Here is a 20,862-nt window from a genome sequence, read left to right as displayed (position 1 = left end):
ACGAATCCGCCGCAGTCCCAGCTCTGACCGGCCTCGCGTCCGAGCCCAACACCCCTACGCACTACGCAGCCTGCTGATCCACCACCAGTGCGGGCGCCGCATGCAGGGCGCGTGGAACCACGGCCACGCGCATTACCGCTGCCGCTACCCGCAGGAATACGCCATCGCAAACGTCATCGATCACCCACTTTCGGTCTACCTGCGCGAGGACGCCATCCTGCCGGATCTCGACGCCTGGCTCGCCACAGCCTTCGACCCGAACCACCTCACCGCCACCCTGAACACCCTCGAGGCGAGCCAGGCGGACTCTCGAGGAGCCGCCATCGACCCGATCAAGAAGAAGATCGCTGCCTGTGACCGGAACCTCGCCCGGCACCGGGCGGCCCTCGAAGCCGGTGCCGATCCAGCGGTCGTGACCGCATGGATCCGCGAGACACAGGCCGAACGCGCCACCGCCGAGGCCACACTTAGACACGTCGAAGGAGAGACGACGACCGGTCTCCGCCTCACCCGCAAGGAAATAAACGATCTCGTCGAATCGCTCGGCGGGATCCTCGCGGTCCTCGGCCGGGCCGATCCCGCCGACAAGGCGGAGATCTACCGGCAACTGGGGCTAAAACTCACCTACGACCACGAGACGAACATGGTCTCCGCCGAAGCCTCACCGAGATCATCGGTGGGCGTACTGTACGTGTCCGAGGGGGGACTTGAACCCCCACGCCCGATAAAGGGCACTAGCACCTCAAGCTAGCGCGTCTGCCATTCCGCCACCCGGACGAGTGGTGGTTCTGGGCTGCTCGCCCGAACCGAGGACGACTCTACACGCTCGCGGGGGCGTCTGACGCTACGCCCGGCCACCAGCGGATCAAGCGCCGATCCAGAGATCGTGTCGGGGCCTTGACATCGCGCGTTGGCGCATCCCTGTAGCCCTCCCGGACGCAGTTCGTGGAGATGGCGAGCTCGGTGCCGACGTGTCGTGCCGCATCCCTTGGTCCGCCCTCCAGCCGGCGTCGCGGAGCACACGACGAAGATCACGAATCGTGCGATGCGATCAGTAATCGCCTGACAGGTCAGACGCGGACACTTCTGATGAGGGTGGGCAGCGAGAACGCCCGGGCAGCCGGCGCGCTGCCTAGTCGTCTCGGCGATCCAGCCTGCGACGGCTGTCTCGTCACCGTCTGTGCCACGTATCCTGCCGCGTCAGGCCCGTGAGCAGGATGTCCGCGTCGTACACGAGCAGGCCGTCGTCGCGGAGTCGCACCCCCGAGGTCACGTGGTGTGGATCGGTGCGGCCGTCGTGGCGCAGGTGGAGCACTTGGCCTCCGCGGGCCAGCGTGACGAAGTCGGCGATCATGCGGCGGTGGCAGCGCCACCACACGGTCTCCGCGCACATCACGGCGGTCCGTGCTGTCCCGGCCTCGTCGAGCAGCTTGTCCACCGCCTCGGTGAACTCGGGTGAGCGCATCCAGGCGGCGTAGCCGGCGAACGACCTGTTCCTCAGCGCCGCGTCCGACGAGTCCGGCGGGAGGCCGCGCCGGCCGCCCAGGCGTGGCTCCCAGCGGTAGGCGACTCCGGCCGCGGGCAGCCACCGTTCCATCCGCTGCCGCGTCACCTGCGGATTGTGCCGGCTGCCCGGCATCGACCGGACATCCACCAACAGCGTGGCCTCGGCGTCCTGCAGCAGCCCGGCCAGCTGGTCGTCGGACAGCGTGCCGTGGCCAACGGTGAGCAGAACCGCCCTCTGTGTCACCGGGCAGGTGTACCCCGACAGTGGCACCGGGCACTATCCAGCGATACCGATCGGCCAGCCGCGCTGGCGGCGTGGCATGCCCGCTCCAGGGCACGACCGCGGCCCGGCTCCGGTCGCTGGCGTCAAGTGTCTAGCTCAGGAAGATGATGACGCCGGCGAGCGTCCCGTAGGTCTTGTTGTAGGAGCCGAAGTTCGCCACGTAAAGGCCGAATCCGGCTGAGGCTGCCAGCCAGATGACCACCGCGAGCGCGCTGCCCGGCGTGAGCCAACGGAAGCCGCGGACACGGACGTTGGGCGCGGACCAGTACGGCAGGGCAATCATGATGATCACGAGCAGGACCAACACCGGCCACTTCGCGTAGGACCAGGCGGTTAGTGCGGCGACGCCGAGGCCGAGGGCCTTTCCGGCCTGTTCGGCGAGACCGCCGGTCCGCGACCGGCCCGGCGACCTGGGAGAACAGGTGTGCCAACGGTTCCGGGCCGAGCCGGGCGCGTGCCTGGGTCAACCCTCCCGAGGTCGGTTCCCAGCCCTCCTCGAACCGGCCCGAGTCCGCGAGCGTTCCCGCGAGACGGGCCGCGACCTCCTCGTAGTCCTCGTCCCCGAACAACGCCAACGCCATCACGAACAGCACGACCACCCGGGGTGGGATCTTCCCACCCACCCACCCACCCACCCACCCATCCATCCATCCATCCATCCACCCACCCGCTTCGCGGCTTTCCCGGTCACCTCGATCGCTTCGTCGATCTCGTCCCGGGATACGAACGCGGTCAGCACACCGAGTGAGATCCAGTCCGTCAACCGGCCGTCGACGACCGGGCGATCATCTGCCACAGGCCGCGATCATGCCGGCAACCAGGACAAACACCCAGCACCGACACAGCGCAACCCTGAAGATCAACTTAGGCTAAGTGGCATTAGGACTAAACGGCTGCTATCCGGAGACCGTCTGGCTATCCGTCGCGGATCTGGTGACCGCCATTCCTGCGCCCAGCCCGGCTGTTCAGCGCGCCCGCCGGAGGACCGTCGGCTGAGGTCGATCGAGGATCTCTCCACCGGAGCCGGGGGGGGCCGGAGTGCGGTGGCCTCTCGGGCCTGCCGCGTGAGGTGTCTCGGTCGGGATGCGGATACCGGTTCTTTGCGCATTGTCATACGTGTGGGGTTTGCCGCGGCGGGCCCGATGGCCCGGCCACGATTTTCTGTGGAATCTCCCGGTAGTCGCCGGCGTGCGGTAGGACGAACCGTGGTGCAAAGGTGTACGCTGCGGGCCTGAGTCGCTGCTCGGTCATTCCGCTCGCTACCGGGGCATTGGGGTCCAGTAGCCGGTTGGAGGGGCAAGAGTCAGCTGAGCTGCCCACACAGATCCATACGGGGGAGATCTTGCTAGGGCGAAAAAGGTTAATAAGATTTGTTTTCGGGCTGGCCGTCGCTGTCGGCATTTCCGGGGCTTCCTGCGTCCCTACGCAGGCACCCGGGGGTGGGGCGAGCGTGCAGTGGGGTGCGCCGGTCACGGAGAACTTCGACACGAACACCGGCCGGTGGTACGTCTACAACTATCCGAAGACTCCGCCGCGGCGGAGCTCCGGCCTGACCAGCATCGCCGGTGGAGTCCTGCGGCTGCGCGGCGAGACCGGGCCAGGCGGGGTCGATATCGGTTCAGGCGTCTCGGATCGCTCCTTCCATCAGAAGTACGGCCGGTGGGAGGCACGTTTCAGGGTGACGCCCGGCGCCGGCTTCGGCGTCGCGATCCTGCTCTGGCCGGAGAACAACAGCCTTTGGCCCGAGGACGGCGAGGTCGATCTGGTCGAGATACCCGCTGCGGACCGGCAGAAGGCCATTCACTCGATCCACAACGGGCCTGACAACCTTCGGCTGCAGCACGGTCTGACCGCGGACTTCACCACCTGGCACACCGTCGCCGTCGACTGGCTCCCGAATGGCCTCACCTACTATCTTGACGGCACGCCCACCTGGCAGATCACGCTGCCGGCCCTCATACCGTCGACCGGGCCGCTGCACATGACACTGCAGCTCGACGAGTGCGCCCCTGAGATGTACCACGGTTTTATTCCCTGCCGGACCGACGGCTCCGCCAGCGCGGGAGTGGAACTCCAGGTGGACTGGGTGAAGGTCTACCCTCCGCCGCCGAACCTCTAGCGCCACCGAACCTCTGGCGCCGCAGTTCTCTTCTCCTGTCCGTCGGTCGGCAGGACCTCCCCGGCCGACCGACGGACAGTCCGCCGTACCGCCGCAGGTGTCATACAACCGGGTGATTGGTGGCGGGATACGACGACCCCGCACGGTGCGCATCGCCGCTGGTTTCCGACTACCAGTGCTGTTTCTATCAGTGTTGTTTACGGGGGATGACATGGCTGTTGCCGGCAAGCACGAGAACAGTGCTCCGTCCGCGCGGGAAGATGTCGCCGAATTTGAGGTCGGAGTTCTTCTCCGGGCTGCCCAGGAGGATTCCGGGCTGGATGAGTCGACCTCGTTCCAGTCCGCGAGCGGCGAGCCGGACGGCCCCCGCCGGAATCGGGTCGCCGTGCTGGGAGAGGCTGTGCTGAACGCCACCGCCGACGCGATCGCGGCCCAGATCGGGGCCGTGGCGGAGCGGCTCGGCACGGAACTGGCGCGGCGGCCGATCGGCTCGCCGGAGCCGGGTCAGCTGGGCGTCCAGTCCGTTGAGTTGACCTTCGGCCTCACCTTCACGGCGGGCGCCGGCAAGGTGGTCGAGGCGCTGCTGACGGCCGGTGGAGAGGCTACGACGCAGGTGTCGGTCGTTCTCGCCCGCCGAGCGGAGTAGCGGCATGCACCGTGGTGTGGGTCGGCTGCTGCTGACGGACGCCGAACGGTCGGATCCGGTGGCCGCGCCGCGTCGGTCGGCCTTCGTGATCTCCGCTCGGGAGGTGCTGACCGCCTTGCACTGCCTGCGAGGCGCAGTTGACGCTCAGCCGGGCGCCGGCCGGACCCGGGCCGTGGTCGCCGCGGACAGGTCGGCGCCGGCCGACCACCAGCTGTGGTTCCACCTGCCGCTCCCGCCGCGGCGCCAGCGACAGCGTCGGCGCCGCGGGCGGTCGGAGACCTCGTCGGACACCGAGGCACTGGACGTCCCGATGAAAGTGGCCTGGCAGGACGAGGCCCTGGACGTTGCGCTTCTGGTCGTCGACCGGGGACGGCTGAGCCCAGCGGCCCGCCGGCGGATCGGGCGCGTCCTCGCCCGGAACGCGATGCGGCCGAGTCGTCGTCTCCGGCGGCTCGACCGGGTGACGATCACCGGCTTCTCCAGGTCCATGCCGCGGCCCGAACCCGTCACATGGAGTGGGCGGGTGACCGACGTCGACGGTCTGGCGTCGAACCGGGCCCGCGCGATCAACGTGCATGTCGACCAGGCCGCCGCGTCGACCGCGCCGACTGTCCGTGGGCTTTCGGGCGGCCCGGTCCAGATCCGCCAGCGGCGGGCTGTCGTCGGCGTTGTGCGGGAATACGTGCGCCGGGGCGACGGCGCCCTCGGTGGTGACCTGCAGGCGACGGCCATGCGCGACGTCATCGCGGCAAGTCCGCGAGTCCGTGCCCTGGTCGCGAGACGGGGCGCGTTCCGGGGCGGGCTGTGCGTGGTGACGCTGGCCGCCCTGGTCTGTGCTGTTCTCGTCGTGCCCTCCGGCCAGGGTGAGACGTCGCCATCGATTCGGAACAGGTCGAACCGTGCCGGAGGTGAGCTGCGCATGGTTCTGTCAGCCGAAACGGACCGGTTCCACCTCACCTCGCTGGATCCGGCCATCGGAGCGGACTCGCCGCTGGGCGTCAATCTGCAACGAGAACTCAACCGGACTCTGGTCACCTTCCGGTCCGGCCCTGGCACCGAACCTCCCGATCTCGTCGGCGATCTGGCCCAGTCGACCGGAACACCCACCGACAACGCCACCACCTGGACGTACACGCTCCGGTCCGGCCTGGTGTTCGACGACGGGACAGCGGTTCGCGCGGACGACGTCCGCTACGCGGTCGAACGTTCGTTCGCCTCGAACACCGTCCTCGGTGGTCGCAGGCTGCCCGGCGCGGACGTCCGCGACTTCCGGCGGCTGCTGCTTCCGGCCGGCGCGCAGTACCCGGGGCCGTTCGAGGCACCGGGGGGCGGCCGGCTGAGCTCGATCAGCACGCCGGACGACCGGACTATCGTCTTCCATCTCTCCCGGCCGTGCGCCGACTGGGACCGGTACATGGCCCTGCCGGTCACCGCCCCCGTTCCGCGGCTGGGCCGGGACACCGGCGCCTCCTACGGGAAGCGGCCGGCGTCGACCGGGCCCTACCGGCTGCAGTCCCTCGACCCCGGCACCGAGGCCGTGCTCGTCCGCAACGCGCGATGGGACCGGAAGGCCGACGGAGCGCGTTCCGCCCTGCCGGACCGGATCGTCATCCGGGTGCTCCCCGACCAGGACGCGGTCGACGGGGCCGTCATCAACGGCGACGCCGACATCGATATCGGTCATTCCGGTGTTGTGGACCCGACGCGCAGCGAGATCCTGACCAGGACGGACATCCCGGAGATAATGAAGCGTTCGGACGTCATGGCGGACGCCAGTTCATGGTTTCTCTCGGTGGTCACCTCGGTCGCGCCGCTCGACAACATCCACTGCCGGGAAGCGATCTTCCGCGCCACTGACACCAAGCGCCTGGTGGACGCGCTCGGAGGTGCCCAGGAGGCGGCGAGACCGGCGGGATCTCTCGCCGTCCGCGAGGTTCTGACCCCGCTGCCCGCTGACACCCTCGCCGGGCGGTACCCCTATGGCGGCGGTCGGGTGCAGATCGCGCTCGACGCCTGCGGGCACCCCGACGGATTCTCCGTCACCGTCCCCGTCCGTCGCACCCGCACCATGTCCGACAACCGGAATATGAAGATCGCCATGGCGCTGACCGAGTCGCTGCGGAAGTACCACATCATCGTCAACATCCAGGTGGTCGAGCCGTCCGAGTACGACGCGATCTTCGGGTGGGGACCCGATATCGCGCGGCAGCGTGGCTGGGGCCTCGTCTGGTCGGGAATCGAACCGCTCGTGGTCAGCCCCTACGGATACTTCTGGGCCTTCCACTCGGACCGTCCCGAGGGCGAGAACTCGAATGCCACCCAGTTCACGAGTCCCGATCTGGACCGGCTCATCGACCGAGCCAGCGAGCAGACCGATCCGGATCTCGCCCGGCCTGCCTGGGAGGCGGTGAACAGGAAGATGCTCGATCTCGCGATCGTGCTGCCCGTTGCCCAGATCGTCGAGCTCAGGGTCACCAGCGAGCGGACCACCAACGTGTACCCGTTGCGAGCAATAGGCCAGATCGATGTCGCCGCCCTCGGGGTGGTGCCGCGAACCGCCCGAGGCACCCCCGCGGCGTGACCTCGACACGATTCGGCGAAGGGGCAGGGTCGGCGGTGAGGCCGTCACTGGCCCGCGACGCGCGAGTGGTCGGCGGCGCAGGCCAGGCCGGATGATGAACTGGATGGTGTGCTGCCCGGCCATATGACCTCCTCGCCCCGGAGTTCCCCATGACGACCCACCACCTCGCCGATGACCTCACGGGGCCCCCGGACCCGACGGCGCTCGTGACCTCGTTGCGTGCCCTGCAGGCCACCGGCCGCACGAGGCCGGTGGCCTGGCGGCTGGCCCAGCTCGACGCCGTCATCCGGCTGCTCGACGAGCGGGAGAGCGACCTCGCGGGCGCGCTCGAGCAGGATCTCGGACGCAGCGAGATGGAGGCATGGCTCGCAGACATCGGGTCCTCCCGGGCCGAGGCTGTCTACGCACGCAGGCACCTGCGGTCGTGGATGCGCCGGCGCCGCCGGCGGCTTCCGCTGCACCAGTGGCCCGGGGCCGGCTGGGTCCAGTACGAGCCGCTCGGTGTCGTGCTCGTCGTGGGGCCGTGGAACTACCCCGTCTACCTGTGCCTCGCGCCGCTGGTTGCCGCGGTCGCGGCGGGCAACTGTGTCGTCGTCAAACCGTCCGAGCTGGCCCCGGCGACGTCCGCTCTGCTCGCCCGGCTCATCCCCGAGTACCTCGACGCCGACGCCGTCAAGGTCGTGGAAGGCGACGGGCAGCTGACCCAGGGGCTGCTCGCTGCCGGCTTCGACCATGCGCTGTTCACCGGCGGAACGGAGATCGGCCGCAAGATCATGGCCGGGGCGGCCGCCACCCTTACCCCGGTCACCCTGGAGCTCGGCGGCAAGAGCCCGGTGATCGTGGCACCGGACGCCGACCTGGACGTCGTCGCGCGCCGCGTCGTCTGGGTGAAGCTGATGAACTCCGGGCAGACCTGTATCGCGCCGGACTACATCCTTGTCGACGAGCGGGTCAAGGACCGGCTCCTCGAGCGGATCACGGCCACGATCGCGGAGTTCCGCGCCGGTGCGGCCGGCGGGCTGCGCATCGTCAACGCCCGTCAGTTCGACCGGCTGGCCGGCTATCTGCTGTCCACCAAGGGCACCATCGTCAGCGGTGGCGGGGTCGACGAGGCGGCGCTGACGATCGAACCGACCGTCGTCGTCGATCCCGGGCCCGACGAGCCGCTGATGCGGGAGGAGATCTTCGGCCCGATCCTGCCCGTCCTCGGCGTCGGCTCGGTCGAGGACGCGGTGCGGTACGTCAACCGCGGCGACAAGCCGCTCGCGGTGTACGTGTTCAGCCGGTCGCGGGCGCTGGCCCGGCGGGTCGTCGAACAGGTCCCCGCCGGTGGCGCGGTGATCAATCATGTCGCGGTGCACTGTCTCGTCCCGTCGCTGCCGTTCGGCGGGGTCGGCGCCAGCGGCATGGGGGCCTACCACGGTGAGTGGGGCTTCCAGACGCTCAGCCATCGCAAGGCGGTCCTCGCGCGGAGCAACCGGCCGGACCTCCGGTTCGTCTACCCGCCGTACACGCGGCGGGCGCGACGCCTCCTGCGCAGGCTCCTCTGATCCGGCGTGGCCGGTGTGGTCGGCTTGGCTGGTGTGGCTGGTGTGGCTGGTGTGGCTGGTGTGGTTGGTGTGCTGTGCGCCGCTGCTCCGGTACCTGCTCGACGCCCAGAAACTAACATCCGGGTCAGAACGCAGTGGTGCGTTCGGGGGCGTGGGTGTCAGGAGGATGGGATGTCGGGAGTCGACGGTCGCGTAGTCATCGTCACGGGCGCCGGGGGCGGGCTCGGCCGGGAGTACGCCCTGCTGCTCGCCGCGAACGGAGCGCGGGTTGTCGTCAACGACCTCGGCGGTGCCCGGGACGGGTCGGGTGCCGGTTCCGAGATGGCGGACAAGGTCGTCGCCGAGATCCGGGAGGCCGGCGGAGAGGCGGTCGCCAACTACGACAGCGTCGCCACCGCCGAGGGCGCGGCCGCGATCGTGGCGACGGCCATCGACGCCTTCGGGGCCGTGCACGGCGTCGTCAGCAACGCCGGGATCCTGCGCGACGTCTCGTACGCGAAGATGACCGACACCCAGTGGGACGCCGTCATCCAGGTCCACCTGTACGGCGGCTACAACATCACCCGCGCGCTGTGGCCGCACTTCCGGGAGCAGCGGTACGGACGCATCGTGGTGGTCACCTCGACAAGCGGACTGTTCGGCAACTTCGGCCAGGCCAACTACGGCGCCGCGAAGATGGGCCTGGTCGGTCTCATCAACACCCTGTCGATCGAGGGCGCGAAGTACGGCATCACCGCCAACGCGATCGCCCCGATCGCCGCGACCCGGATGACCGCCGACATCGCCTCCGCCGACGTTCTCGCCAAGCTTTCGACCGCGTTCGTCGCGCCCGTCGTGACCCAGCTGGTGACGGAGGAGTGCACCGACACCGGCTCGGTCCTCGTTCTCGGCGGTGGGCTCGTGCAGCGGGTCCAGCTGTTCCAGAACGCCGGCGTCCAGTTCGAGCAGCCCCCGACGCCGGCCGAGGTCGCCGACCGCTGGGCGGAGATCACCGACATGTCGGCGGCCGTTCCCGCCAAGAACCCGCTGCACTGAGCCCTACTGAAGCCGCTGAGCCCTACCGAAGCCGCTGAGCCCTACCGAAGCCGCTGAGCACAGGCTCGGACGGTGGCCGGTCAGGCGATGACCTGGCCGGCCACCGCCGCCCGAGCCCTATCGATCCGAAACGGTGATGGGTCGTCATCGGGCTTCGTCGTTGGACGTCGCAGCCCTGTTGGCAGATGATCACAGGTATGGGTTCGCAGCTGCGGCCGCAGTGCACCAGGCGGCGTGTCATCGACGTCAGCACGACCACCTCCGCCACGTGACGCGTTACATCATCATCGGGGCGGGCGCGGTGGGCGCCATGCTCGCCGCCCAGCTCACCGGAGCGGGCATCGACCACGTGCTGGTCGGCCGCGGAGAGCACATCCGGCGGATACGGGAAGCCGGCCTGCGGTATGTGCGGCACGGCGAACCGCGGACCGTGCGCGTGTCCACCGCGGCAGACCCCGACGAGGTGGACCTGCGCGGCGGTGATCTGCTCGTGCTCGCCACGAAGGTGCAGGACGCCGAGGCAGCCGTGCGCACCTGGGCGTGGCGGCCGGTCGACCTCGACGGCCGGCCGGGGGCCGCGGCCGAGCTTCCGTTGCTGACCCTGCAGAACGGCCTCGACGCCGACCGCATCGCGCTGCGCCGGTTCGCGCGGGTGCTCGGCGGCACGATCCTCACCAGTGCCCACTACCACAACGTCGGCGAGGTGCGCTCGGGCGCGAGTGGCGCGGTCGGCGTCCTCACCGTCGGTGGCGCACCGCGTGGCACCGACCCGGCCCTGGAGGGCGTCGCGGCCGACCTGCGCCGTGCCGGGTACATCGTCCAGCTCACGGACGACGTCACCCGCTGGAAGGCGGCGAAGCTGCTGCACAGCGTGCGCAACGGGCTGGAGGTCCTGGCCGGCGACGACGACGACGAGCGGTCGGCCCTCGGCCACCGCCTCGTCGCGGAAGCCCGAGCCGTGTTCGAGGCCGCCGGTCTCGCGATCGCCGACACCGCCGCGGAACGCACCGAGGACCTCTCCACGTTCGGGATCGATCCGAACTCGGGTGTCGTGCCGGGCCGGCAGTCCACCTGGCAGAGCTTCGCCCGCGGTGTTCCCAGCGAAGCCGACTTCCTGAACGGCGAGATCGTGCTGCTGGGCCGGCTGCACGGCGTCCCGACCCCGGTCAACGCCGCACTGCAGCGGGTGCTCGGCGAGGCGGACGCACGCCGCTTGCCGCCCGGAACCCGCACTCTGCGGGAAGTGACCGAGCTGGCGGCACTTCCAGCGCGGACGTGACGGCGCCGCGTCGCGAACGCCCGACCCACCCCAGACCCTCAAACCGCGCCTGAACGGGCCAGAGCTTCACCATCCCCGGTGACAATTGTGTGGTGCCGAACCATCATGACGCCGGCCTGTCCTCCTCTGCGGCATTGGAATGCGCCACCGCGCTGGCCCTGCGTCACCTGTTCTCCCTCGCGGTCAGAACGCCGGTGCCATCGCGATCACGGAAGGTCTGCCGGTAGGCGGTGGGTGAGACGCCCGTCGCGGTTCGGAAATGCTGGCGCAGCGAGATCCCGGTCGCGAAGCCCGTGTGCCGGGCGATCTCGTCAAACGGCAGGTCACTGCTCTCAAGGAGATGCCTGGCCCGCTCCACCCGTTGCCCGGTCAGCCACTGACCGGGCGGGAGCCCGACCTCGTCCCGAAACCTGCGGCTGAAGGTCCGCACACTCATGTGCGCGTGTGCGGCAAGCTCGGACAGGCTGGTCGGCTCGCCCAGGCGACGAAGCATCCACTCCCGGGTGCTGGCCGTGCTGGTCCCGGAGGACGGCGGTACAGGGCGCTCGATGTACTGCGCCTGCCCGCCATCACGCCAGGGCGGCACGACGCAGCGGCGGGCCGCGCGGTTCGCGACCTCGCTGCCGTGATCGCGACGGACGAGGTGCAGGCACAGATCGATACCGGACGCGGCACCCGCCGACGTCAGCACATCCCCGTCATCGACGAACAGGACGTCGGCGTCAACGGTCACCTGGGGATACATCCGGGCCAGGCGCTCTGCTTCGAGCCAGTGGGTGGTGGCTCGGCGTCCGTCCAGCCACCCGGTGGCTGCGAGCAGGGACGAAGCCGTGCAGATCGAAACGAGCCGCGTGCCCGCCGTGACCCTGGCGAGGGCCGTGGCCACCAGTGCGACCGACCGCGGGTCGTCGAACCTGTTCCGTTCGTCCGGCTCGTCCGATCCGGCCCCTGGGAACGAGTCGGCGTGCTGCGGATGGACCGGCGCAAGGACCACGGTGTTCGCGGTGCCGAGGATCTCAGCCGTGTGATCGACGGCAATGGTGAAGCCGGCGGCCGTACGAACGGGCTCTCCGTCGACAGTGCAGACGACGACGTCGTAGAGCGGCTCTCCGGCCGGCCCGACCGCCGCCCCGAAGACCCGGGCGGGTATGCCGAGCTCGAACGGGATGACGCCGTCAAGTGCGAGAACGGCGACGCGATGCATGGCCAGATCCTATCGAGCAGTGACTTTCAAGCCACTCATGTTCGAGTCCTGGCCGGGGCATCCTGACTCCACGGCGCGCCGCGGAGCACGCCATGGACCGGCCTGGACCTGAGGCCGATGAGAGGACGAGCTCGATGAGGGCGATCGTGTACGAACGCGCCGGCGATTCGGATGTGCTCCGGCTGGTGGAGCGTCCCCAGCCGGAGCCGGGACCGGGACAGGTCCGAGTACGGGTCGCGGTGTCGGGGGTGAACCCGACGGACTGGAGGGCCCGACGTGGCGGGCACGGACCGGTCCCACCGAGCGGCCTCGTCCCGAACCAGGACGGCGCCGGTGTCGTGGACGCTGTCGGTGCCGGAGTTGATCCCGGCCGGGTCGGGGAACGGGTGTGGATCTGGGAGGCAGCCTGGCACCGGCCTGACGGCACCGCGCAGGAGGAGATCGTGTTGCCCGCCCGCCAGGCGGTGCCGCTGCCAGCCGGCACCTCCTTCGATCTCGGGGCCAGCCTGGGCATCCCGGCGATGACCGCGCACCGGGCCCTCACCGTCCATCCCGAGGGACCGGCCGCGCTCGGACCGTCGACACTGTCCGGTCGGACCGTGCTGGTCGCAGGTGGCGCGGGCGCGGTCGGACACGCGGCGATCGAGCTTGCCCGCTGGTCCGGCGCGAACGTCGTGACCACCGTCAGCTCCTCCGAGAAGGCGGCGCTGGCCGCCGCCGCAGGCGCCCACCATGTCGTCAACTACCGCGAACCCGACGCGGCGGAGGCGATCGGCAAGGCCGCGCCCGACGGCGTCGACATTGTCGTCGAGGTGGGCCCGAGCGCGAACGCCGAGCTCAACCAGCAGGTCCTGGCCACGAACGGAGTCGTGGTGATCTACGCCCACACGGGCGAGGAGCAGCTGACCGTCCCGGTTCGCCCGTTCATGATGTCGAACACCCGCCTGCAGTTCATCCTCGTCTACACCATGCCCGACACGGCCAAGCTTCAGGCCGTCAAGGACATCACAGCGGCGGCAGCAGCCGGCGCCCTGCGCGTAGGGGCGGACGCCGGTCTCCCGCTGCACCGGTTCCGACTGGATCAGACCGCCGCCGCGCACGACGTGGTCGAGACAGGCGCCGTCGGAAAGGTCCTCGTCGACGTCACCCAATAGCCGGAAGATCCAGAACGAAGTCGTCTTCCCGGCGAGGCACTTCGCGGAGGACGCCTCAACAGCCTGGAGCCGTCGCCATGATCTCCTGCGTGGTGCGGGTCGTCGACTCCGCCGCCGCGCCCGACCGAGCTGCCGAAGACGTCCACCGGCAAGATCCAGAAATATGTGCTGCGCGAGAAGGCCTGGGCCGGCCAGGAAAAGCGCATCCGATAGCCGGAGGCGGACGTCGTTACTTCCTCGACGTTCGCAGCCGGCGGCGCGTCACTGGGTGGCCTCGTTGTCTTCCGTCGCCACCTGGGCGCGCTTCGTGCGTAGTTCGGGCGGAAAGCGGCGGCCGCTGCGGGTGAGGGCGATCCGGCGGGTGCACCGCACCTTCTCGCCCACGCCCAGGATTCGTTCGGTGCCGCGCAGCACCGTCAGCGGGGCACCGGGCGCGAGCTGAAGGTGGGTGCCGTACGTGCTGACGTCGCGGATGGTCAGGTTCCCGTCCGCGAACGACAGGGCGAAATGGCGACGGCTGACCTTGAGGCGTTCGTGGTTGGCCAGCCAGGGGTCGAGAGAGTAGCCGTCCACCGGCGCTCGGCCGACCACCACCTCGGTACCGGAAGGGACGACGAACCGGTCGACGCACCTGCGGTCGACGAGGATCTTCATCGCGGCCGCGCCGGGTCGGGGGCCTTCGTCGACCAGCCGCCGGCCGTGGAGCTCGCAGGTCGGCTCGCCAGCCCGGATCCGCGGGATCAGCACGAAGTTGCCGTGGTTGAGGTCGTATAGCGTGCAGGCGTGGTGCGGGCAGCGCCACGCGCGTTCGAGGACGTCGAACCGGGTCAGCACACCCTGCTTTTTCAGGATGTCGTGTTCGGCATAACGGGAGATGTTCCAGTCGTCCACGATCCCCATGTCGACGTCGCGAAGGAGCAGGCGCCCGTCGGGCCCGTCCGGCCCGTGGTACCCGTGGTGGCCGTCGTGTTCGTCGCGCTCGATGAACGGCTCGATGAACTGGTCCTTGTTGCCCTGCAGCCAGGGGAACTCGGTGCGATGGCCGCGGTAGCGGTCCCGGGTGATGACACTGAGCCCGGTGAGCTCCGCGAGCTCCAGCAGTCGGACGTCCGCGTCGCCGAGCAGCTCGAGCAGCCCTGCCTGCTCCCAGTCCCGCAGCGTGCGCGTGTCCGCGTGCGGCAGCCCGGCATGGGGCAGGCTCCGGTCGGCGACGAGATAGAGGATCACATCGGGGTCGTGGTCCCGGGCGACCAGCGCGTCGATGACCTGGTCAAGCCGGTAGAGGCCAGGGCCTCGCGGCCCCGGTCGCCGAACGACGTTGGACAGGTCGACGAGGTAGTCGGCCTCCAGGACGTTCCCGGTCAGGTGCTCGTGCATTCCGGTCAGACCCCCGTCTCCGTGTGAGCGCACTGAGTAAGACACATGTCACCTAAGGGGATCATGCGCGGCGAAACTTCGGGGCCGGTTGTGCAGGAGTGGGGAGAACTGGGCCCCGAGGAGCGTGGAACACCGTCAACGGGAGCACCCGTCGACTGGTGGTCTGCCCGCATCTGACGTCAGCGTCGCCCGGTAGCTCCGACTGGAACACCACCTTGGTGCCGGTCGGCGAATCGCATCGGGACCCCGCGGGATCCGTCCTCGGCGTGGCCCTGACCTGCCGCCGCCGGGCGTGGGCGGCAAGCGGTCGATACCTGCTGAGCTGGGAAAACCGTTCGCTCGCCGGGCCGTCGGAAGGCTGCGTGCCGGTCGGGTGGCCCAGGGAGCCGGGTAGGTGGAGACCGCTGTCGAGGACGCGTCGAGACGTGATTCCGGTCTCGGTATGGGCAAACGTCGTCCGACTTGCTACGGTCCGGATCCTACCGGTAGGTAACACCCATCGGTAACTTGGTGGACGGCGGTGCTCGGCCGCCTTTTTGTCCGGAGCTTTCCTAACCCCGGGAATCGGTAACGGGCCTTGTCGCGCCGCTACCAGGACGACGAAAGAAGGTTGATCGATATGCGCCCCTCCTTATCGAGCCGAGGGCTCTGGTCACGAACGAAGATCGGCTCACTTGTGGCGACGCTGGCGCTCGCCACGCTGGGCGTCGTGCTCCCGGCAGTCGGCGCCACGCCCGCCGCGGCCGCTGTCGAAGGTCCGGCCGGCGACGCCTTCTACACCCCGCCGTCCCCACTGCCCGCAGGCAATCCCGGTGACGTGATCTGGTATCGCAAGCAGGCCGATTCCGGCAACGCGAGCTCGTACCTCGTCCTGTATCGCTCCCAGAACGCGCTGGGGCAGCCGAACGCGGTCTCCGGCACGATCTACGTGCCGAAGGGCAAGAGCCCGGTCGGTATGCCGATCGTCTCGCTCGGCTCCGGCACCGTCGGCCTGGGCGACGGGTGCGCCCCGTCGAAGAACCCGCTGGTCAGTGTTGCCCAGAACCAGGGCTTCATCGACAAGGCGCTCGCCAAGGGCTACGCCGTGACGATGACCGACTACGAAGGTCTGGGCACTCCCGGGGTCCACACCTACGTCGTCGGCCGTTCCGAGGGCCACGCGGTCCTCGACATCGTGCGCGCCGCCCAGCGGCTGCCCGAGACCGGTCTGAGCACCGCGAACCCCGTCGGCCTGCTGGGCTACTCGCAGGGTGGCGGCGCCGCCGCGTGGGCCGGCGAGCTGCAGCCCTCCTATGCCCCGGAGCTCAACCTCAAGGCCATCTCGGCCGGCGGCATTCCCGCCGATCTGCTCGCGGTCTCCAAGCAGCTTGACGGCGGCCTCGGTTTCGCCGTCCTGGCGATGGCCGCGCTCGGGCTCGACGCCGCCTATCCCGAACTGGACCTGGACAGCTACCTCAACGCCAATGGCAAGAAGTTCTTCGGCGACTTCAGTGACGACTGCGTCGAATCTCTGATCATCTACCCGTTCCGGAAGATCAGCGATTACACGACGACCAACCCGCTGAACACCGTGGCCTGGCAGACCCGTCTCAACGAGCAGAAGCTGGGCGCGGTCGCGCCGAAGGTTCCGACCTTCATGTGGCACGCCTGGCCGATCGATGAACTGGTCGCGCGGCCGCAGGGCGTGGCGTTGAAGGACACCTACTGCGCGGCGGGCGCACCGATCCGCTGGAAGGACTATCTCGGCGAGCACGCCACCGTCATCTTCACCTCCCAGGATGACTCCGTGAACTTCCTCGCCGACCGTTTCGCCAACAAGCCCTTCAGCCGGTCCTGCTGATCTGGCAGACAGTCAGCACTAATCGCAGATGGTGTGCCGGGCCGGCCGCGCTTGTCGGCCCGGTACACCATCTGTGTTTCCAGGGAATGCTTCGCGGGGGAGCCGGTCAGCCCACGCGGACGGGGACCGCGCACGAGCCGTCGCACATGTTCTCCGGCATGACGGACCCGAGTGGAAGTTCGGCGGTGACCGTGCAGACCTCCGGGTCGAAGCTCAGGAAGCCGCCGACCTGCAGGCTCTCGGGCAGCGGCTCGTCGTAGCTCCAGGCGACGTCCGCGATGACGGTGTCGTCGACCACGGCGGTCCACCAGGTGGCGTGGCCCTTGTAGTTGCAGTAGCTCGTGGTGCCGCTGCGTCGCAGCAGGTCGGTCCGGACGTGCGCCGGATCCACGTAGAGCCTGGCGTTCAGCGAGGTCTCGAAGAGGATCACGGTGTCGGACGTGTCGACCAGGACCTCACCCGCGGCCTCGACGCGCAGGCGGCGCGTCGTCGGCCGGCAGTCGACCCGGTGATAGGGGTTCGCCGGGTAGTGCACGAGCCGGCGCCCCTCCTCCCACCATTCGTCGACGGCATCCCACGGGATCGTGAAATAGCCCGGAGCCTCGGGCAGCGGCTCGCAGGGCAGGGTGCCCACCACGTCGAGCGGGAACGCGTAGGCCAGCGGCCGCATCGACCGGTGCACGAGCACCGCCGCCTCGGTGTCGATCACCTTCTGGCCGTCGCGGACGGCCTGGACCCGGCGCGGGTGCGGCTCGACGTAGACAACACCGGAGGGCACCGGGGCGGAGAAGCGCCCGGCGGGCGTCGGGCCCAGCGGCCCCTGGGCAGCGGTGAGGCTCATGGCCTGAAGTGTGTCAGCCGGGCCGGTCCGCAGGACAGCGCTTGTACCTGTCAGGGCATGCGGACGACCTGGGCGGCCCAGCTCAGCCCGGCGCCGAAGCCGACCAGGAGCGCCAGATCCCCCGCGGCGACCGCGCGCTGGCGGCGCAGCCCGTGCAGCGCGAGCGGGATGGAGGCGGCCGAGGTGTTTCCGCAGTCGGCGCCGTCGCGGGCGACCACGGCCGAGGTCGCGCCGATCTTGGCGGCGACGGCGTCCACGATGCGCAGGTTGGCCTGGTGCGGGACGAAGGCGGCCAGGTCGGCGGGGGAGATCCCGGCACGTGCGCAGGCGGCGAGCGCGACGTCGAGGGCGGTGGAGACGGCCCACCGGAAGACCGCCTGGCCCTCCATCCGTAGCCGGCCGGTGGTCTCGTCGATCCGGATGAGCGACGACTGGGAGCCGTCGTGACCCCAGACGACCGGCCCGATCGCGTCGTCGCCGCCCGGGCCGATCACGGCGGCGCCGGCCCCGTCCCCGAAGATGATCGACGTGCCCAGGTCGTCGGGGTCGACCCGCGCGGTCATCTTCTCGGACGCGACGACGACGACGTGGCGCGCCGAACCGGCCCGAACCGCGTCCGACGCCGCCGCGACCGCGTAGCAGAAGCCAGCGCAGGCGGCGTTGAGGTCGAGGGCCCCCGCGTGCGGAGCGCCCAACGCGGCGGCGACCTCGGCGGCGACGCCACCCGTTCCGTCGGTGCTGCAGGTCGCCGCGATGACCAGGTCTATCTCCGCCGCGGACACCTGGCTGTCGTGCACCGCCTCCTGCGCGGCGACGGTCGCCATGCTGGGCACGGTCTCGTCCGCCGTGGCGACCCGTCGGGTCGCGAAACCGGTGCGGGACTCGATCCACTGGGCCGTGCGGCCGAAGCGGTGGCCCAGCTCCTCGCTGGTGATCAGCTGTGCCGGGCGGTAGGCCCCGAGGCCCAGCAACCGGGTTCCGGTCGGCCGCGCCGCGTGCCTGACACCGTCCGCCATATGTCCCCCTCAAGATCCGCAATCTAGGCGGCCATAAAAATATAGGACGCCAAATAATCACCGCTCGGGGGTTCGGTTGGGTGGCTCTACGGGGTCAGTTCAATACCTATTGTGATCGGTCGGTGCGGTCGGTGCGGTCGGTGCGGTCGGTGCGGTCGGTGCGGTCGGCGCGGTCGAAGGACCGCGCCTGCCGGTCAGTGATGCCGGGACCGGTTCTGCGCGGCTGCCGCCAGGTCCCGGCACACCACCCCGAATTCCAGCCCGGCGGCTTCGAGACACATCGGCCAGGTGCTGGTGTCGGTCATCCCCGGCGCCACGTTCACCTCCAGGAACTGCGGAACCCCGGCGGCGTCCACGATCAGGTCCGTGCGGGACAGGTCACGCAACCCGAGCGCCTGGTGGGCCGCGACGGCCGCTGCCGCTGCGGCGTCGAGCACCGCGGCGGGCAGCCGGGCTGGGGTGATGAAGGTGGTGGCGCCCGGGGTATACCGCGCGGCGTAGTCGTACGGGCCGGTCACCGGCTCGATCTCGACCGCAGGCAGTGCGATCGGACCGCTGCCGGTGTCCACGACACCGACGGCGATCTCGACGCCGGTGACGGCCTGCTCGATGAGCGCCCAGTCGTGATAGCCGAAGCAGGCCATCAGCGCCTCGGCGAGCTGCCCAGCCTCCTCGACCCGGCCGACTCCGAACGACGACCCGCCCGCGCGGGGCTTCACCACCAGCGGCAGGCCGAGCCGGCCCACGACACGGTCGATGAGCTGGGCCGCACCCAGATCGTGGAACGCCTCACGGGGCAGCGTGACGGCCCGCGGGGTGCTGATCCCGGATGCGGTGACGGTCGCTTTCGCGGCGGCCTTGTCGAACGCTGATCGGCACGCCGCTGGTTCCGCGCCGACGTACGGCAGACCGTACAGGTCGAGCACCTCACGGATCGTGCCGTCCTCCCCGGAGGTCCCGTGCAGGACAGGAATCACGACCGCGGGCGGGTCTCCCGCGAGTGCGGTCAGGGTCGCGTCGTCGACGTCGCGGAGTTCGGTGTCGACCCCGATGCGGCTCAGCGCCTCGTGGAGCCGGCTTCCCGAACTCAGTGAGACCTCCCGCTCGACGGACAGGCCTCCGGCGAGGACGAGCACACGTCCCAGGTCGGTCATCGTGGTGCCCTTCACTGGTCGTTGGGACGGCGGGGGGCGAACGTGTCGCGTAGGTCGAGCTCGGCGCGCAACACCCGGGCGAGCCGGCGCACGCCCTCACGGACCCGGTCCGGTGGCGGATAGCAGTAGGAGATCCGGATCGCGTTTCGGCCGGAGCCATCCGCGTAGAAGCCGGTTCCGGGGACGTAGGCGACCCGTGCGGCGATCGCCCGGGGCAGCATCGCCTTCGCGTCGAGGCCTTCCGGCAGCGTGAGCCAGATGAAGAACCCGCCGTCCGGCCGGGTCCAGGTGCTGTCGGCCGGCATGGTCTCGGTGAGGGTTTCGAGCATGGCGTCCCGGCGTTCCCGGTACATCTCCCGGAAGGCTTTGAGTTGCTCTGGCCACGGTTGGGTCGCCAGGTACTGCTCGACTGTGAGCTGGGTGAACATCGAGTGCGACAGGATCGCGGACTCTGCGGCGAGGACCAGGCGGGCTGCCACGGGAGGCGGCGCCAGCGCCCAGCCGACCCGCATCCCCGGCGCGAGCGTTTTCGAGAACGAGCCCAGGTAGACGACATCGTCTGGGGCGTCCGCGCGCATCGCGCGGATCGGATCGCCGTTGAACGAGAGCAGCCCGTACGGGTTGTCCTCGACCACCAGCACCCCAGCTCGCCGGCACGCCTCGACCACCTCGCCGCGGCGCGGGAGCGTAAGGGTGACACCGCTCGGGTTCTGGAACGTCGGCACCGTGTAGAGCATCTTCACCCGGGAGCCTTCAGCGGCGAGCCGGGCCAGGGTCTCCCGGAGCGCCTCCGGGCTCAGCCCGTCGGCGTCCATCGGCACATGCACGACCCGCGCCTGGTAGGCGGCGAACGTGTTGATCGCCGTGACGTACGTCGGGCCCTCGGTGAGGACGACGTCCCCGGGGTCGATGAACACCCTGGTGAGCAGGTCCAGCGCCTGCTGTGAGCCGACGGTCACCACCACGTTGTCCGGGTGGGCGTCCGTGATGCCCTCCATGGCCATCACGTCGCAGATCCGGGCCCGCAGCTGCGGGTCGCCCTGCGCCGAGCCGTACTGCAGCGCGACGGCCCCGCGTCGGGTGATCAGGTCTGACGTGGTGGCTGCGACTGCTTCGAGGGGGAGCGCGTCGACGGCGGGCATGCCGCCGGCGAGGGAGACGATCTCCGGCCGGCTCGCGACTGCGAACAGGGCCCGGACCTCGGAGGCGAGCATCCCGGATGCCCGGCTCGCGTAGGACCCCCACAGCGATCGCGTGGGCCTGTGCTGTCCACCGGC

17 protein-coding genes, 1 tRNA gene and 2 pseudogenes are annotated in these 20,862 nt (G+C 69.8%); 9 read left to right on the top strand and 11 right to left on the bottom strand.

Translation table 11 applies throughout. The features are described 5' to 3' along the window. Positions 1-61: 61 nt before the first annotated feature. From FREUN1FDRAFT_RS46520 to FREUN1FDRAFT_RS46515, 5 genes and pseudogenes are all read right to left on the bottom strand, one after another. The gene (locus FREUN1FDRAFT_RS46520; protein WP_035952415.1) at positions 62-607 is read right to left on the bottom strand and encodes a hypothetical protein; all 546 of its coding nucleotides are present in this window, start codon (positions 605-607) and stop codon (positions 62-64) included. Positions 608-692: 85 nt separating this feature from the next. Next, positions 693-777, bottom strand: a tRNA-Leu gene (locus tag FREUN1FDRAFT_RS19580). A 394-nt stretch (positions 778-1,171) separates the two neighbouring features. After that, the gene (locus FREUN1FDRAFT_RS19575) at positions 1,172-1,750 is read right to left on the bottom strand and encodes a DUF488 family protein (RefSeq protein WP_035952430.1); all 579 of its coding nucleotides are present in this window, start codon (positions 1,748-1,750) and stop codon (positions 1,172-1,174) included. Positions 1,751-1,886: 136 nt separating this feature from the next. Continuing rightward, positions 1,887-2,180, bottom strand: a pseudogene (locus FREUN1FDRAFT_RS19570) (YihY/virulence factor BrkB family protein); the annotation flags it as partial. Positions 2,181-2,265: 85 nt separating this feature from the next. Beyond that, a pseudogene (locus FREUN1FDRAFT_RS46515) lies at positions 2,266-2,370 on the bottom strand (hypothetical protein); the annotation flags it as partial. 869 nt (positions 2,371-3,239) lie between these two features. Between FREUN1FDRAFT_RS46515 and FREUN1FDRAFT_RS39945 the strand changes: the two are divergent. From FREUN1FDRAFT_RS39945 to FREUN1FDRAFT_RS48095, 7 genes are all read left to right on the top strand, one after another. Then, positions 3,240-3,908 (top strand): glycoside hydrolase family 16 protein, encoded by a 669-nt coding sequence (locus FREUN1FDRAFT_RS39945; RefSeq protein ID WP_006541881.1) that lies wholly within the window; start codon positions 3,240-3,242, stop codon positions 3,906-3,908. Between the two features lie 145 nt (positions 3,909-4,053). Next, positions 4,054-4,554 carry a hypothetical protein gene (locus tag FREUN1FDRAFT_RS19555; RefSeq protein ID WP_157475044.1) on the top strand — a complete coding sequence of 167 codons (501 nt, stop codon included), beginning with the start codon at positions 4,054-4,056 and terminating at the stop codon, positions 4,552-4,554. A gap of 4 nt (positions 4,555-4,558) precedes the next feature. Continuing rightward, positions 4,559-7,135, top strand: a complete 2,577-nt coding sequence (locus FREUN1FDRAFT_RS19550; protein ID WP_006541879.1) for an ABC transporter substrate-binding protein — start codon at positions 4,559-4,561, stop codon at positions 7,133-7,135. Positions 7,136-7,284: 149 nt separating this feature from the next. After that, positions 7,285-8,685, top strand: a complete 1,401-nt coding sequence (locus FREUN1FDRAFT_RS19545) for an aldehyde dehydrogenase family protein (RefSeq protein WP_006541878.1) — start codon at positions 7,285-7,287, stop codon at positions 8,683-8,685. Positions 8,686-8,856: 171 nt separating this feature from the next. After that, positions 8,857-9,720, top strand: a complete 864-nt coding sequence (locus tag FREUN1FDRAFT_RS19540; protein WP_006541877.1) for an SDR family oxidoreductase — start codon at positions 8,857-8,859, stop codon at positions 9,718-9,720. A gap of 268 nt (positions 9,721-9,988) precedes the next feature. Beyond that, positions 9,989-10,999, top strand: a complete 1,011-nt coding sequence (locus FREUN1FDRAFT_RS19535; protein ID WP_006541876.1) for a ketopantoate reductase family protein — start codon at positions 9,989-9,991, stop codon at positions 10,997-10,999. 89 nt (positions 11,000-11,088) lie between these two features. Further along, entirely contained in the window at positions 11,089-11,226 is a 138-nt protein-coding gene (locus FREUN1FDRAFT_RS48095; protein WP_369809806.1) for a hypothetical protein, read from the top strand. Here the strand turns inward: FREUN1FDRAFT_RS48095 and FREUN1FDRAFT_RS19530 are convergent. Further along, positions 11,163-12,203, bottom strand: a complete 1,041-nt coding sequence (locus FREUN1FDRAFT_RS19530) for a GlxA family transcriptional regulator (protein WP_006541875.1) — start codon at positions 12,201-12,203, stop codon at positions 11,163-11,165. The two genes, FREUN1FDRAFT_RS48095 and FREUN1FDRAFT_RS19530, sit on opposite strands and share 64 nt — an antisense overlap. Before the next feature lie 134 nt (positions 12,204-12,337). Between FREUN1FDRAFT_RS19530 and FREUN1FDRAFT_RS19525 the strand changes: the two genes are divergently transcribed. Beyond that, the gene (locus tag FREUN1FDRAFT_RS19525; RefSeq protein WP_006541873.1) at positions 12,338-13,357 is read left to right on the top strand and encodes an NADPH:quinone reductase; all 1,020 of its coding nucleotides are present in this window, start codon (positions 12,338-12,340) and stop codon (positions 13,355-13,357) included. A 261-nt stretch (positions 13,358-13,618) separates the two neighbouring features. On the opposite strand, the gene FREUN1FDRAFT_RS19520 is transcribed toward FREUN1FDRAFT_RS19525, so the two are convergent. Further along, positions 13,619-14,734 (bottom strand): hypothetical protein, encoded by a 1,116-nt coding sequence (locus tag FREUN1FDRAFT_RS19520; protein WP_006541872.1) that lies wholly within the window; start codon positions 14,732-14,734, stop codon positions 13,619-13,621. 619 nt (positions 14,735-15,353) lie between these two features. Between FREUN1FDRAFT_RS19520 and FREUN1FDRAFT_RS19515 the strand changes: the two genes are divergently transcribed. Continuing rightward, positions 15,354-16,574, top strand: a complete 1,221-nt coding sequence (locus FREUN1FDRAFT_RS19515) for a lipase family protein (protein WP_006541871.1) — start codon at positions 15,354-15,356, stop codon at positions 16,572-16,574. 106 nt (positions 16,575-16,680) lie between these two features. Here FREUN1FDRAFT_RS19515 and FREUN1FDRAFT_RS19510 read toward each other — a convergent pair whose 3' ends face one another. The 4 genes from FREUN1FDRAFT_RS19510 to FREUN1FDRAFT_RS19495 form a co-directional block, all read right to left on the bottom strand. Further along, the gene (locus FREUN1FDRAFT_RS19510; protein WP_006541869.1) at positions 16,681-17,415 is read right to left on the bottom strand and encodes a DUF427 domain-containing protein; all 735 of its coding nucleotides are present in this window, start codon (positions 17,413-17,415) and stop codon (positions 16,681-16,683) included. A 50-nt stretch (positions 17,416-17,465) separates the two neighbouring features. Next, positions 17,466-18,431 (bottom strand): beta-ketoacyl-ACP synthase 3, encoded by a 966-nt coding sequence (locus FREUN1FDRAFT_RS19505; RefSeq protein WP_006541868.1) that lies wholly within the window; start codon positions 18,429-18,431, stop codon positions 17,466-17,468. Between the two features lie 194 nt (positions 18,432-18,625). After that, complete coding sequence (locus tag FREUN1FDRAFT_RS19500) at positions 18,626-19,585, bottom strand: D-alanine--D-alanine ligase (protein WP_006541867.1); 960 nt, start codon at positions 19,583-19,585, stop codon at positions 18,626-18,628. A gap of 11 nt (positions 19,586-19,596) precedes the next feature. Beyond that, the gene (locus FREUN1FDRAFT_RS19495) at positions 19,597-20,799 is read right to left on the bottom strand and encodes a PLP-dependent aminotransferase family protein (RefSeq protein WP_006541866.1); all 1,203 of its coding nucleotides are present in this window, start codon (positions 20,797-20,799) and stop codon (positions 19,597-19,599) included. Positions 20,800-20,862: the final 63 nt, after the last annotated feature.

Origin of the sequence: Parafrankia sp. EUN1f (assembly GCF_000177675.1) — a bacterium.
Taxonomy (GTDB): domain Bacteria; phylum Actinomycetota; class Actinomycetes; order Frankiales; family Frankiaceae; genus Parafrankia.
The sequence above is the reverse complement of the archived record's forward strand: the minus strand, read 5'-3'. Positions and strand labels throughout refer to the sequence as shown.

Excerpts from the sequence above, each read along its gene's own strand:
- FREUN1FDRAFT_RS19550 (WP_006541879.1), top strand. The coding sequence starts at position 4,559 with ATGCACCGTGGTGTGGGTCGGCTGCTGCTGACGGACGCCGAACGGTCG.
- FREUN1FDRAFT_RS19545 (WP_006541878.1), top strand. The coding sequence starts at position 7,285 with ATGACGACCCACCACCTCGCCGATGACCTCACGGGGCCCCCGGACCCG.
- FREUN1FDRAFT_RS19540 (WP_006541877.1), top strand. The coding sequence starts at position 8,857 with ATGTCGGGAGTCGACGGTCGCGTAGTCATCGTCACGGGCGCCGGGGGC.
- FREUN1FDRAFT_RS19530 (WP_006541875.1), bottom strand. The coding sequence starts at position 12,203 with ATGCATCGCGTCGCCGTTCTCGCACTTGACGGCGTCATCCCGTTCGAG.
- FREUN1FDRAFT_RS19525 (WP_006541873.1), top strand. The coding sequence starts at position 12,338 with ATGAGGGCGATCGTGTACGAACGCGCCGGCGATTCGGATGTGCTCCGG.
- FREUN1FDRAFT_RS19520 (WP_006541872.1), bottom strand. The coding sequence starts at position 14,734 with ATGCACGAGCACCTGACCGGGAACGTCCTGGAGGCCGACTACCTCGTC.
- FREUN1FDRAFT_RS19515 (WP_006541871.1), top strand. The coding sequence starts at position 15,354 with ATGCGCCCCTCCTTATCGAGCCGAGGGCTCTGGTCACGAACGAAGATC.
- FREUN1FDRAFT_RS19510 (WP_006541869.1), bottom strand. The coding sequence starts at position 17,415 with ATGAGCCTCACCGCTGCCCAGGGGCCGCTGGGCCCGACGCCCGCCGGG.
- FREUN1FDRAFT_RS19505 (WP_006541868.1), bottom strand. The coding sequence starts at position 18,431 with ATGGCGGACGGTGTCAGGCACGCGGCGCGGCCGACCGGAACCCGGTTG.
- FREUN1FDRAFT_RS19500 (WP_006541867.1), bottom strand. The coding sequence starts at position 19,585 with ATGACCGACCTGGGACGTGTGCTCGTCCTCGCCGGAGGCCTGTCCGTC.
- FREUN1FDRAFT_RS19495 (WP_006541866.1), bottom strand. The coding sequence starts at position 20,799 with ATGCTCGCCTCCGAGGTCCGGGCCCTGTTCGCAGTCGCGAGCCGGCCG.